The sequence below is a fragment of the Pseudobacter sp. genome (genome assembly GCF_051955275.1).
Lineage (GTDB): Bacteria > Bacteroidota > Bacteroidia > Chitinophagales > Chitinophagaceae > Pseudobacter.
The window spans coordinates 1-13,702 of record NZ_JBQCGW010000181.1 but is presented as its reverse complement, the minus strand read 5'-3'; the positions used below and the strand labels follow the sequence as shown (position 1 = coordinate 13,702).

The window sequence follows — 13,702 nt, the reverse complement described above, 5'->3', positions numbered from 1 at the left end:
CATGCAAAAAAAATCCTGTCAGTTCTCATCAAAGAAAGTTGATTACTACTTCGATGCTGACTTCTCCCTGCTGGAAAAACTGGCAGGAAAGGAGCATAGCGTATTGATCACTGATGAAAATATTTACCAGGCCCAGGCAAAGAAATTCAAGGGCTGGAATACCATCGTGCTGAAGCCCGGTGAAGCCTTCAAGATCCAGCCTACCGTTGACAGCGTGATCGAACAGCTGATCGAAGCAGGCGCCGACCGCAAGACCACCCTGGTGGGCATCGGCGGCGGCGTGATCACCGATATCACCGGTTATGTAGCGGCCATCTATATGCGAGGTATCCGCTGCGGCTTTGTGCCTTCCACGGTACTCGCCATGGTAGACGCCAGCATCGGTGGTAAGAATGGTGTTGATGTAGGTATTTATAAAAATCTTGTAGGCACCATCCGTCAGCCTGATTTCCTGCTCTATGATTACAGTCTGCTCAAAACGCTTCCGGAAACGGAATGGGTCAACGGCTTCGCCGAGATTATCAAGCACAGTTGTATCAAAGACCTCCGCCTGTTCAAAGAGCTGGAAACGCGGAAGCTGAGCTTCTATAAAAAAGATAAAGCAGCACTCTCCAGACTCATTCTCCGCAATGCCATGCTCAAATCCAAAGTGGTGGAGGCGGATGAGTTTGAACAGGGTGAACGCCGCCTGCTCAACTTCGGCCATACCCTCGGTCATGCTATCGAGAATATGTACGAACTGAGCCATGGACAGGCCATCTCCATCGGCATGACCGCCGCCTGCCATCTATCCGCCACTCTCGCGGGTTTCAAAGAAACAGCAAGGGTTGTGAAAGTGCTGGAACAATACGGCCTGCCCACTTATGCAGACTATGATGCAAAGGCGGCATTTGAAGTATTGCAGAAGGATAAGAAGAAAGAAAGGTCGTCCATGAACTATGTGTTGCTGAGTAAAATAGGAAAGGGGATCGTTCAACAGATCCCGATGACCCAATTGCAAACATTAATACAGGAATTACCGGCATGATCGCTACAGTACAACCATCCAGTATAAACGCTACTATCACGGCTCCTGCCAGCAAGAGCTCGATGCAACGGGCATGCGCAGCCGCTTTATTGAGAAAAGGCATCACCATCATTCACAATCCCGGTCATTCCAATGATGATCAGGCCGCTCTTGGCGTGATCCGTGCATTGGGTGCTACCGCTGAAATGCAGGCTGATGGCATATTGCGCGTGACCAGTAATGGCGTGCAACCCGTGAAGGAAGAAGTGAATTGCGGCGAGAGCGGTCTCGGTATCCGCATGTTCACGCCCATCATTTCCCTCAGCGAGCGAAGCATCACTGTCAATGGAAGCGGTTCACTGGTTACAAGACCGATGGATTTCTTCGATACTGTTTTACCGCAGTTGCAGGTGGATATAAAGTCCAATAACGGCAAACTGCCATTGGTGATCAAAGGACCGTTGCAGCCCGCTGCCATCACGGTTGACGGATCACTCAGTTCGCAGTTCCTTACAGGACTACTGATGAGCTACGCCGCTGCCGGCGCCTCCGATGTTGCTTTGCATGTTACCGGTCTTAAATCCAAACCTTATATCGACCTTACGTTGAAAGTGATGGAGGATTTCGGATGGAAAGTGGAAAACAGGAATTATGAATCTTTCTATTTTCCTGCCAACGCCGTTGCTCCAAAGAGCGGAGAGCTGGAATATACCGTAGAAGGGGATTGGAGCGGGGCCGCTTTCTTACTGGTGGCCGGCGCCATTGCCGGTGATATTGTGGTGAAAGGGCTGGATGTTTTCTCCACCCAGGCTGACCGTGCTGTATTGCAGGCGCTGATGAGCTGTGGTTCAAGGATCAGCGTACAAACTGATAAGATCGGGATCGGCCCTGCTCCGTTGAAGGCGTTTCACTTCAATGCCACTGAATGCCCTGATCTTTTCCCTCCGCTGGTTGCCCTGGCTGCTTATTGCGATGGAAAAACCGTGATCGAAGGCGCGCAACGCCTAACCCACAAGGAAAGCAACCGCGCCCTCACATTGCAGGAAGAGTTCGGCAAACTGGGCGTGCAGATCGATCTGCAGGATGATCTCATGATCATTCATGGCGGAAAGGGACTGACCGGCGGCACCACCTATTCACACCACGATCATCGCATTGCGATGGCCTGCGCTGTAGCCGGACTGAAAGCGGCTGCGGCCGTTACCATCGAATCCGCGGATGCCATCAACAAATCCTACCCGGATTTTTACCAGCACCTGCAGCATCTGGGCGCTACCGTATCTTTACATTAATGAACTGATTATACTATGAACGCATTTGGAAGATTATTCAGGGTCACCATCTTTGGCGAATCGCACGGAGAGAGTGTGGGAGTGAATATCGACGGTTGTCCGGCAGGCCTTTCACTCACTGCGGATGATTTTGTTACCGATATCGAACGCAGGAAAGGCGGTACCCAGAAGGGCACCACGCCGCGCAAAGAAGATGATTTTCCCATTTTTAAAACCGGTATCTTCAATAACAGGAGCACCGGCGCTCCCATGACCATCCTTTTCGATAACAAGAATACGAGAAGCGGTGATTATGAAAAGCAGCGTGCTGTGCCACGTCCCGGGCATGCCGACTTTGTAGCGCATCAGAAATTCGGAGGCTTTGAAGATTTCAGGGGCGGCGGCCATTTCAGTGGCAGGCTCACCGTGTGCCTGGTGGCAGCGGGCGTGATCGCCAAAAAACTTGCTGCAACGGCTAACGTCAATATAGAAGCGAAGATCCTGGAAATAGGAGGGGAGGCCGATCTGGAAAAAGGATTACAGAAAGCCATCGATGCCAAGGATTCGATCGGTGGTATCGTGGAATGCCGTGTGAGCGGTTTGCCTGCGGGACTGGGAGAGCCTTTTTTCGATTCTGCGGAATCATTGCTCAGTCATGCTGCATTTGCCATTCCGGCGGTACGTGGAATTGAGTTCGGGACCGGCTTTGCGGCAGCGAGAATGTTTGGCACGGAGCACAATGATGCCATCCTGGATATGGAAGGGAAAACAGCTACCAATCATGCAGGTGGAATAGTAGGCGGTATCACAAACGGCAATGAGCTGGTGTTCCGCATCGCTATCAAACCCACGTCCAGCACGCCGAAAGAGCAACAGACCCTGAACTGGGAAACAGGCCAAACCGAAACTTTCTCCGTGAAAGGCAGGCACGATCTCTGCATTGCTTTGCGTGTGCCGGTGGTACTGGAAGCTGTAACGGCCATCGTGCTGGCCGATCTTTTGCTATTGGAACAACAAATAAAACGAGTATTATAAACCATGCCTATAATTTTTCATCTTACTACAGCACCTGAATGGGCTGCTGCAAAGGCGGCAGGCAGTTACGAATCCGGTTCTTTGAAAGAAGAAGGATTCATTCATTGCTGCCAGGAAGACCAGATTGCGGATGTGCGTCAACGTTATTTTGAAGGAAAGAAGGATCTGTTAAAACTGACCATCGATACCAGCAAGCTCAAAAGCCAGCTTATTTACGAATGGAGCCCCAGTAATGCGGCCACTTATCCGCATGTATACGGCCCCATCAATACCGATGCAGTGGTACAGGTTGATCCCCTGTGATCATTTCAATTGCCGGAAAGGGATATCCAGCACTTCATATTCCCTGTTATTGGGCCAGCTGTAATGCCACCATTCTGTTTCAAAGGCCCTGAATCCGTACTTCTCCATTATTTCCCTGAATTGTTTCCGGTTACTCAGCACCTGCTGTGGTAACCGGGTAAAATTGTGATGGGCCGAATCCGTGAAATTGTCGAATCCTGTACCCATCTCCACTTCTTTATGATCTGTTAATGTTATGATTGTGCAATCGATAGCCAGCCCCCGGTTATGGCCGGAACCCTTCGTTGGCTCAGCTACATAGCGGGGATCCTTCACCAGTTCCCAGAAAGCAACCGTTACGGAATAGGGACGATAAGCGTCAAAAACTTTCAATCCGTAGCCTTTGGCATTCAATTCGTATTGTATTTTCTGCAGCGCTTCGGCAACGGGTAGCCTGAGAAAGGCAGAATTTGTACTTTTGGGATACATTCGCCGGTGCATGAAGTTGTTGGCAGTGGCATACCTGAGGTCATACACGATACCCGGGACCCACTTTCTGAGTTCAACCATCCTATGCAAGGAATCTTTTGCAACACCCGATTCATACTGCCATTTATGCGATACAACCGGTACACCATACCGGCTGGTGTCTGTCTGCCGGGCGGCAGCCGTATGATGAAACGCAAGAAATAACAGGAGGGCTTTGGGAATATTGCCGTGAAATAGTATTTTGTCAATCATTGCAACTGGGTGACGCTGAATAACATCATACAGAAAGGTACAACAAAATAATTCCGGATTAACAAGGATAATTACATGAATAAGCATTTGAATGCAGGAGTAACTGGTTGCATGTTCGTTTTTTTGCTCACACTGGCTGCCTGTGGCGACAGTGAGAAGCCAAAGGATAAAGATATTGTGGACCAGCCAGAAAAGTTTGAAGTCCGCGTAAGCGAGAATATCAAAACGGCACTGGCATTCATGCTAGAAAATAAAGGAAGACTGAACGATACAGTGGTGCTTGCAGACGACACCCTGGTGAACGAAGCTTATATCCGCAGCAACAACCAGCCCATCTGGTGCTCGCAGGAAAAATGGAATGCAGTGGGTGAAGGATTGTTCCGCTTCATTGCCAGCTCCAAAGAATACGGTTTATTCCCCAATGATTATCATTATAAAACACTCAGCAGCATCCGCGAACAGATTGCCCGCGATTCCACCGCACAGAAAAATGCAGCACTCTGGAGCCGTGCGGAACTGATGATGACAGACGCCTTCCTGCTGATGGCCCGTCACCTGAAACAGGGACACTTTACAAGAGACAGTTTATATCTCCGTACAGATTCCATTCTTGGACCCGGCTTTTATCCGGATATGCTCTACAAGGCTCTGCAGACAAAAAATGTAGCCGGCACCCTGCAGAGCCTGGAACCTGCTTATAAAGGATATTCAGATCTGAAAGAGGGACTGAAATCCTTCCTGGATTCCATCGGTACATTCAAAAGATATACGCATCTCACTTATACATACCCGTTAAAAGACAGTACAGTTTTTTACCAGGCATTGCAGAGAAGATTGTATGAAGATGATATCCTGCCATCTGCTACAGACTATGTGGATACTGCCACCTGGAGACAGGTGCTGAAAGAGTACCAGACTAAAAAAGGATTGAAGCCCACGGGACGTATCAATGAGAATACGGTAGCGAGCCTGAACTATACCAACTGGGACAGGTTCAAGCGGGTTGCCATTACGCTTGACCGTTATAAAATGGCTACAGACAGCTTCCCCGAAACATATATCTGGGTAAACCTGCCCGGTTATTACCTGCGTGTGTACGACATGGATACTATAGCCATGGAATCCCGCGTTATTGTGGGGCAACCAAAGACCAGGACGCCGCTTCTGACTTCTTCAGTAAGTAATTTCATTACCTATCCGCAATGGACGGTGCCTTACAGCATCATCTACAAGGAAATGCTGCCGAAGATCAAGAAGGACGTGAACTATCTGCACAAGCAGAACCTGATGGTGGTAGACCGTAACGACAGTATCATAGACCCGTATTCCGTCAACTGGGCGGCGCTGGGCAAGGGAAATTTCCCTTACCTGCTCAAACAACGCCAGGGCGACGATAACTCACTGGGAGTGCTTAAGTTCAATTTTCCGAACAAGTACGATGTATACCTGCACGATACCAATGCCCGCTGGTTGTTCAGCAACAGTAACCGGGCCATGAGCCATGGATGTGTGAGGGTGAAGGATTTCATGAAACTGGCCGACTTCCTGGTAAGGAACGATACGCTGAAGTTTCATCCGGATACGCTCCGGAACTGGATCAAAAGGGAAGAAAAGCATGTGGTTTCCGGTTTCAAAAGAGTACCTATCTATATCCGTTATTTTTCGTGTGAAGGAAAAGATGGAAAATTGAAAATTTATGAAGATATTTATGGAGAGGACAAGATCCTGAAAGAAAGGTACTTCGCTGACAAGGCTATCCAATAAAATCCCCTATCTATGAAACAATGGGCCCTGATCGTTCTCATCTTCATTGTTACACCTGCCGTAGTTTGCGCCCAGGCGGCAGTTGCAGACAGTGTGCACATGTCCAAAAGCCGTAAAGTGGCTAAGACTCAATACGGTGTAGCCAGTTTCTATCATAACAAATTCGAAGGCCGGAAAACCGCCAATGGCGATATCTTCAGCCAGAAGAAATTAACAGCAGCCTGCAATACGCTTCCTCTCAACTGCTGGGTACGTGTTACCAATATCCGTAACAACAGGAGCGTGGTCCTCAGGGTCACGGACCGCATGCACCACATGAACAAAAGACTGATCGACTTAAGTCATATTGCGGCTAAAACACTCGGGTATACCGGTCATGGGCTAACGCGCGTGAAGGTGGAATACCTCGGTAAAACAAAGCCGGTTGAGTTGAATCTGATGGAGCCACCTGCTCAGCCTGCCCAACCGTAACTCGTTCTGTTATACCCGTGAGCATCATTTCCGGAATGTTATTTATTAACCCAGGTTGATAAATTATTTTTCTATTTAATAAGTACCCTGTTATTTTTGCTCATACGAATACAAAACCTTCTTGTTTATGAAGAAAATCCTACTACACCTTTTCTTGCTCCTCACCCTTCATGAGATTGCTTTTGCACAGGATGATGACTATGTTCAGAACCCTACTTTAGGTGTTCATTTCTTCTTCAATGATTTCAAAACGGCTCAGAATATACGCAACACTTCACTGAGCACTACGCTGAGAGATAAGAAGTTCGGAAAGATCAAGGATATGAACCCCGGGCTTGCCATCAACTATATTGACGGGCTCAATAAAACCTTTGATTTCACCACTACACTGGCGGGTTCTTTCCTGGATTATATCCGCAAGGATGGCTCCACTTACGGCAAGGATAACTTCCTGCTGGAAGGCGATGTGTCTGTCCGCGCCAAGATGTTTTCCAACAAATACGCCGTGTCTCCCTACCTGCAGGCAGGTGTGGGAGCATCCATGTACAAGGGAACTTTCGGAGCCTTCATTCCCGCGGGGGTAGGCATTCAGGTGAACATCCTGAACGAAGCCTTCCTGATCATCAACTCACAATACCGTATACCCGTAACCGAATCCGCCAACTACCACTTCTACCATAGCATCGGCCTGGCCGGTGTGATCGGTAAAAAGAAAAAGGCGGCACCTCCGGTAGCGGTAGTTCCCCTGCCTCCGCCACCTCCGAAAGACACGGATAATGATGGTATCGTAGACAGCCTCGACGCCTGCCCCACAGTGCCCGGACTGGCGCAGTTCAAAGGCTGCCCGGACAGGGACGGAGATGGCATCCAGGACAGCGAGGATAAATGTCCGGATGTACCCGGACTGGCCCGCTACCAGGGTTGTCCGATCCCTGACACGGACGGAGACGGAATCAATGATGAGATCGATAAATGTCCGAATGAGAAAGGTGTAGCCCGTTACGACGGCTGCCCCGTTCCCGACCGCGATAAAGACGGGGTGAACGATGAAGAAGATAAATGCCCTGATCTGCCCGGTACTGTGGCCAACCAGGGTTGTCCGGAGATCAAAGAAGAAGTGAAGAAGCGCATCGATGTGGCTGCCAGGAATATCTTCTTCGCAACCGGAAGCTTCCAACTGCTGGCCAAATCACATAAATCACTGGATGATGTGGTGAAGTTGCTCAACGAAGATCCCAATCTGAAGCTGGATGTGGAAGGGCATACTGACAATACCGGAAAAGCTGACAAGAACCTCACGTTAAGCGATAAGCGCGCTAAATCCGTGTACGATTACTTTGTGAAAAAAGGCATCAGTGCCGAGCGTCTGAAATCTGCCGGTTACGGCCAGGAGCAGCCAGTGGCTGATAACAAAACAGCTGCAGGCCGCGCCAAAAACAGGCGTGTTGAACTGAAGCTTCATTATCATTAATACCTGTAATAACAATAGCAAACCCCGGCTCGGAATGGCCGGGGTTTTTTGTTTGGTTTCTTACGCAGCGGCCAGTAGCTCGCCTCTGGCGAGTTACTTATATTCCGTCACCTCCCGGCGACAACGTGCTCGCCAGAGGCGGACAAATAAAAGTCACTTGCGGGGACGCGAGCGACTGGCCACTGCGGAACTATTTCTTTACAGCCAGCTGCCGCTTGTACAACTGTACTGCATTCTCATATCCCAGGTACAATGCATCACAAACCAGTGCATGGCCGATGCTCACTTCATCCAGTGCAGGGATCTGCTGCGCGAACCAGGCGAGGTTATCCAGATCAAGATCATGCCCTGCATTGATGCCCAGTTTCAATTCTTTTGCGCGCTTCGCGGCAGCTGCGTAGGGGGCGATGGCTTTTTCCTTACCCTGGTGAAATGCCCTTGCATATCCTTCCGTATAAAGCTCGATACGATCGGTGCCTGTTTCTGCGGCGCCATTCACCATCTCTATCACGGGATCAACAAAAATGGAAACCCTGATACCTGCTTTCTGGAAAACCGGGATCACTTCCCGGAGGTAATCGCGGTACTTCACCGTATCCCATCCATGGTCTGATGTAAGTTGACCTTCTGCATCCGGAACGAGTGTAACCTGGTGAGGTTGTGTTTCCAGCACCAGGTCGATGAATTTCTGCTCCCGGCAATTGCCTTCAATATTGAATTCTGTTGTAATGATCTTTTTGATATCCCGCGCATCCTGGTAGCGGATATGCCGCTCATCCGGGCGGGGGTGGATGGTTACGCCGTCTGCTCCAAACAATTGTGCATCCACTGCGGCTTTCACCACATCCGGATTATTGCCACCGCGGCTGTTGCGCAGGGTAGCGAACTTGTTGATGTTGACACTGAGTTTAGCCATACCCAAAATTATAAAAAAAAAGCTGCCTTCATGAAGGCAGCCAGGGACATGGGTAGGGATCAAGCAAAATAGGGTATTCTACGGCTTAGGGTAGGGATTAAGTGCTTGCCATGAAAAACTAAAAACCAAAAACAACTGAATGAAAAACAATGAACATGTAACCTTTGAACATTAACCATTAACCTTTGTACAAATAACAAATGAAAATTAACCATTGACCTTAACCTTGTTCTGTACTTTGAAACCAATAGCCAATAACCAATAATCAGAAACCTTTAACCATTAACATTAACCAAATTGAACTCGACCGAAAAATGAAAATCGACTGAAACAAAAAATAAATTCGACGGTTTGGGTTGGGGGCATGAACGGGGTAGGGCTCATGCAAACGTGTATCTAAAAATTTACGGTTCAGGGTTTAGGGTTCGGGTTTAGAGCGTTGCTTATACCTGTAATGATTGGGCCACATCGATTGAGTGGAGCAGTTCTCCGTGCTGGTTGATGACATCCAGCCTGCATTGCCCACTCGTGGTGCACGATATTTCATCGATGTTTGTGATGTTAGCTCCCTTGAGCAGATACCAGGAGAATAATTTGATAATCCGGTCCTCCGCATTGATCAGCCGCACTATCGCATGTAAATTCTGGTTACAGCTGATCTCCAGTGTGAAAGAGCTTTTGAAAGGAGAAGGGTTTACCAGTACTTCTGTGATCATATTTACTGTTTTGCTGTTCTGTACCTGGTAATGCTAACAAAATGCCAGAAATGTAAGTTGCTCATAATCAAATGATAAGCTACCCGTGCCAGAGTTTATTCTTCCCATACCTGGAAAACGCTGGGAAAATGCACCCGTTCCGGGATTTGCCTTTCCGGCTGGAAAACATACCCACACCCTATGGAGGTTTTGATTGAACTGTGGTAGGGTATGTTAGAGCCATGTTGCAAAGCCGGGCTGTGGGATGATCGTATGTTTTCAAGGCCGGGGAAGGCATATCCCTTCACTAATAGGGGTGGCGGTGCAACAGTTCTTGTACTATGTGCTTGCATAAAGTATTATCAGGTTTGCTGACAGGGTGAGGGTTTACTGAAGAAAGCAACCCGGTTCACTGTAATCAAAACAAATCAAATCAGATCAAATCAGATCTGGTTCAATTTCGTTTCAATCAATTCCATTCGTTCAAGTCAGTTCAATATTATTCATGGCAACTCTTCAGATTTATCAGGGTGATGGATGCGGACATATTGCTCCATCAAAGAACCATCAGGTGTGGGTATGTTTCCCAACTATATTTTAATAAACCCGAGAAGGCAAAACAAAAAGGCTGTCCCAGTGATGAGACAGCCTCATGTGACATCCTTACCAGGGATGGCTTCTAACCAATAACCTTTTACCATTAATCATTAAACTTGCCAATTTGCTACTACCAGAGACCTCAACCTTACCTTATCCTCTATTCAATAACTTGTATTTAGTTTGTTTTTGTTTTGTATTTGTTTTTATAAGTTCGGTTGATGTATATCAAATTGCTAATCTGGTGCCAATATTGAGATGTATTGACAATCAGTTTGTTACAAAGTTGCCATGCGCCCGGAATATCCCAAAAATGGAATGCCGTGGGAAATGGGAATAAAATGAAGCACAATAGCGGTTAAGGATGACAGTTGGAAAATAATATGCCAGCCTGTGGCTTAGAAACGTGCGATGAGTTTAAGGTTGATCAGGCGGGGCGTCAGGCGGTTGGGCATGGCGTACACCGTGTTGCTGAAATCCTTGATGAGGAGATAACTGATGGTATTGTCGCGGTCAATAAGGTTGAACACTTCCAGCGTGGCCCAGATATTCTCGAAGTTGCGGAAAGGGTTATGGCTGCGCCGGTTGCTCTTCTCGCTGTCGAGCAGCAGGGCACTAAATCCGAGGTCTATACGGATATAAGGATCGATCTCCAGCGCGTTTCGGTATTTCACGCTGTTGGGAATATTGTAGGGCAGGTTACTGCCGTATAGAAAGTTGAGGTATACTTTGAAGTTCTTGTTGGTGCTCAGGTAATCCTGGAGGAACATGCCAAAGGTAAGGAGGCGGTCTGAAGGGCGGCGGAGCCAGCCTGCTTCGCGCCGGGTACTGTCGATGGGTTTGTTGTTGGCATCCAGGGTATAATCGAAATAAGTGTCTTTATCGAGGTCCTCGCGGGTGCGCATGAAACCAAGGCTCACCCAAGATTCCGCGTCTTTCACCAGCTCTCCGAAGAGGCGGAGCTCAAGTCCGGCAGCGTATGCTTTTGCGCGGTTCTCACCAAAATAGCGGATGCGTACATTATCGATATCGTAAGGCACTACATCCCACATATTCTTGTAATAGGCTTCGGCAGTGAACCTGAATGGACGGTTGCCATTCTTGAAATTATAATCGAGACCGGCAGTTACCTGCCAGCTTTTCTGTGCTTTGAGATCACGGTTGATGGTACCGTCGTAGCGGCGTAGCTCGCGGTAGAAGGGAGGCTGGTGATAGAGACCGGCGGCACCGCGGAAGATAATATCCCTTTCCCAGTTGGAGGGCTTCCAGCTGAAGCCCACGCGGGGGGAAAGCAGGAACTCCTTGTTGAGATCATTGTAATTGTAACGGAGACCAGCCTGGATGCTGAAATCGGCCGAGTCGCTGAAAATGATATTGTCCTGGATATAGCCGCTGAGGCGGAGGATATCGATATCCGCTTTTGTTTTGGTGACCCTGCTCAGCTGGAACATATCGGGATTGTAGGGCAGGTTGTAACCGGCTGAATCCTGGTATTCCCATTCGTTCAGTTTATCGGTTATGGTTTGCCGTTCTACTGACTGTCCCCATTGTATGAAATGCCTGCCCTGATCGTAGCTTCCCTTATGAGAGAAATTGTACAGGCCGATATTGAGTTTGTTGCGGGCGAAAGTCTGGTAAACGCCGGAGCCGAGCGGATTGGTGATCATGCCGAAATCGGGTTTTCCTTTATCGAAGGAGCGATCTCCGAAGAGGTAGGCGCCGGTGATATCGAGGGATTCTTTTTCGTCGTTCTCGAAACGGCTGGCCATCCATTTAAGGCGCAGTTTTTTGCTGATCTGCTGAATGAAGGAAATGCCGATCATATTGGTGCGGTAGCGGTCTTCTTCCCGACCCTCGAAGAAAATATCGAGGCCCAGGTTGGCGCTGAAATACGGCGAGAACACGCTGCTGGTGAGCTGGCTGAATTCCGGTATCAGCGTGAATTTGGTCTGGGAGATATTGCCCAGCAGTTCTATGGAATTTCTTGCGTTTATCTGATAAGTAAACTGTGCCTGCAGGTCGGAAGAAGAAGGAACGTAGTTGCCCTTGGTATCCTGGCTGGAGAGCAGGTTGCGGTTGCTCCTGTTGCGGACCCCGATGAGGTAAGTGAACTTCCCGTTCTTTGATGCGCCTTCAAAATGCAGTCCCTGTTCCAGCAGACCGATATAAGCGGTGCCTCCGAATGTTTTGGGCTTCTTGTACTGGATATCCAGTACAGAGCTCATCTTATCTCCGTACCTGGCCTGAAAGCCGCCATTGTAGAAGCTTACGTTACGTGCCAGTTCAGGATTGATGAAGCTGAGGCCTTCCTGTTGTCCACTGCGGACGAGGTACGGACGGAAGATCTCGAAATCATTTACATAAACCAGGTTCTCGTCGTAGTTACCACCACGGACGGAATATTGGGAGGTGAGTTCATTATTCGACCCAACAAATACTTTGATAAGACTTTCGATGCCACCACCGGGGGAGGGGATATTGATGGCGTGTTTGGGATTGATCACCACCAGCCCGGCTTCGCGGCGTTGCCGCTGATCGGTGACCACTACGGAGTCCAGCATGCCTGAGCCACGCTCCATGCTTACCACTACGTATTCGGATTCTTTTTCGCTGAGGAAAAAATTACGTTGAACGGATTTGTAGCCGGTGAAAGTGAACACCAGTGCGAATGCCTGATCGGAGGGCACCTGCATGGTGAATGTGCCGGAGTCGGAAGTGAGAACACCATTTCGTTTACCCAGTACCGTTACTGACACCCGGGAGAGTGGATTTTCATTTTCGTCCACCACTTTGCCTGAAAGCACAGCTGGCTTTTTCTGGGCAAGGGCGGCCTGGGGGAGGATCAGTATCAGGTAAACCAACGTAAGCAGGGAAGCTCTCACCGGCAGTATTTTTTGTGCTGTCGAAATTAGTAGATTTTCCCGGATCACCCAACCTGTTTCAGTTTGGCGATGGTAGCCACCGGATCCGGGGATTTGAATACAGTATTGCCAGCCACCAGCGCTGTGGCGCCGGCCTGGATGATGGAAGCAGCATTTTCCAGTGTTACACCGCCATCCACTTCAATGATGGTGGAAAGTTCCTTTTCATCCACCATGCGGCGCAGTTGCCTGAGCTTTTCGAGGGTATGCGGGATGAATGCCTGTCCACCGAAACCGGGGTTCACGCTCATGATCAGCACCACATCGATATCCTGGATCACATCCTGCAGCAGGCTTACGGGTGTATGCGGGTTGAGGGCAACCCCTGTTTTCATGCCCAGGCTGCGGATCTGTTGCAGGTTACGGTGCAGGTGCACGCATGCTTCCAGGTGAACCGTAAGTATATCGGCTCCGGCATTTTTAAATGCCTCCGCATACATTCCAGGTTCCAGGATCATGAGGTGCACATCGCAGACCTTTTGGGTGGCTTTGCGGATCTGCTCGATCACGGGAAGGCCATAGCTGATATTGG

General features: G+C 48.9%; 12 protein-coding genes. 7 read left to right on the top strand and 5 right to left on the bottom strand.

What is annotated here, in order from left to right:
* Position 1 precedes the first annotated feature (1 nt).
* Genes aroB through ACTHMC_RS15275 form a run of 4 tightly spaced genes read left to right on the top strand, consistent with a single transcriptional unit; the run spans position 2 to position 3,615 of the window.
* Positions 2-1,027, top strand: coding sequence for a 3-dehydroquinate synthase (aroB, locus tag ACTHMC_RS15290; RefSeq protein WP_440414281.1), 1,026 nt, complete (start codon positions 2-4; stop codon positions 1,025-1,027).
* A complete protein-coding gene (gene aroA, locus ACTHMC_RS15285) occupies positions 1,024-2,298 on the top strand; it encodes a 3-phosphoshikimate 1-carboxyvinyltransferase (RefSeq protein ID WP_440414280.1) in 1,275 nt (424 codons plus the stop codon). The genes aroB and aroA overlap by 4 nt, the downstream gene beginning before the upstream one ends.
* A 15-nt stretch (positions 2,299-2,313) precedes the next feature.
* Positions 2,314-3,312 carry a chorismate synthase gene (locus ACTHMC_RS15280; RefSeq protein ID WP_440414279.1) on the top strand — a complete coding sequence of 333 codons (999 nt, stop codon included), beginning with the start codon at positions 2,314-2,316 and terminating at the stop codon, positions 3,310-3,312.
* 3 nt (positions 3,313-3,315) lie between these two features.
* On the top strand, positions 3,316-3,615 hold the full coding sequence (locus ACTHMC_RS15275) for a DUF952 domain-containing protein (RefSeq protein WP_440414278.1): 300 nt from the start codon (positions 3,316-3,318) through the stop codon (positions 3,613-3,615).
* Here ACTHMC_RS15275 and ACTHMC_RS15270 read toward each other — a convergent pair whose 3' ends face one another.
* The gene (locus ACTHMC_RS15270; RefSeq protein ID WP_440414277.1) at positions 3,616-4,335 is read right to left on the bottom strand and encodes a M15 family metallopeptidase; all 720 of its coding nucleotides are present in this window, start codon (positions 4,333-4,335) and stop codon (positions 3,616-3,618) included.
* Between the two features lie 75 nt (positions 4,336-4,410).
* Here ACTHMC_RS15270 and ACTHMC_RS15265 point away from each other — a divergent pair, with 75 nt between their 5' ends.
* The 3 genes from ACTHMC_RS15265 to ACTHMC_RS15255 all read left to right on the top strand — a co-directional run bounded on the left by ACTHMC_RS15265 (position 4,411) and on the right by ACTHMC_RS15255 (position 8,041).
* The gene (locus ACTHMC_RS15265) at positions 4,411-6,099 is read left to right on the top strand and encodes a L,D-transpeptidase family protein (RefSeq protein WP_440414276.1); all 1,689 of its coding nucleotides are present in this window, start codon (positions 4,411-4,413) and stop codon (positions 6,097-6,099) included.
* A 12-nt stretch (positions 6,100-6,111) separates the two neighbouring features.
* The gene (locus ACTHMC_RS15260; protein ID WP_440414275.1) at positions 6,112-6,570 is read left to right on the top strand and encodes a septal ring lytic transglycosylase RlpA family protein; all 459 of its coding nucleotides are present in this window, start codon (positions 6,112-6,114) and stop codon (positions 6,568-6,570) included.
* A 127-nt stretch (positions 6,571-6,697) separates the two neighbouring features.
* Entirely contained in the window at positions 6,698-8,041 is a 1,344-nt protein-coding gene (locus ACTHMC_RS15255) for an OmpA family protein (protein WP_440414274.1), read from the top strand.
* A gap of 190 nt (positions 8,042-8,231) precedes the next feature.
* Here ACTHMC_RS15255 and ACTHMC_RS15250 read toward each other — a convergent pair whose 3' ends face one another.
* The 4 genes from ACTHMC_RS15250 to rpe all read right to left on the bottom strand — a co-directional run.
* Positions 8,232-8,957, bottom strand: a complete 726-nt coding sequence (locus ACTHMC_RS15250; RefSeq protein ID WP_440414273.1) for a pyridoxine 5'-phosphate synthase — start codon at positions 8,955-8,957, stop codon at positions 8,232-8,234.
* Between the two features lie 443 nt (positions 8,958-9,400).
* Positions 9,401-9,673 carry a hypothetical protein gene (locus ACTHMC_RS15245; RefSeq protein WP_440414272.1) on the bottom strand — a complete coding sequence of 91 codons (273 nt, stop codon included), beginning with the start codon at positions 9,671-9,673 and terminating at the stop codon, positions 9,401-9,403.
* A 974-nt stretch (positions 9,674-10,647) separates the two neighbouring features.
* A complete protein-coding gene (locus ACTHMC_RS15240; RefSeq protein ID WP_440414271.1) occupies positions 10,648-13,131 on the bottom strand; it encodes a TonB-dependent receptor in 2,484 nt (827 codons plus the stop codon).
* A 44-nt stretch (positions 13,132-13,175) separates the two neighbouring features.
* On the bottom strand, positions 13,176-13,702 hold a 527-nt coding region (gene rpe, locus ACTHMC_RS15235; RefSeq protein ID WP_440414269.1), incomplete at its 5' end, for a ribulose-phosphate 3-epimerase.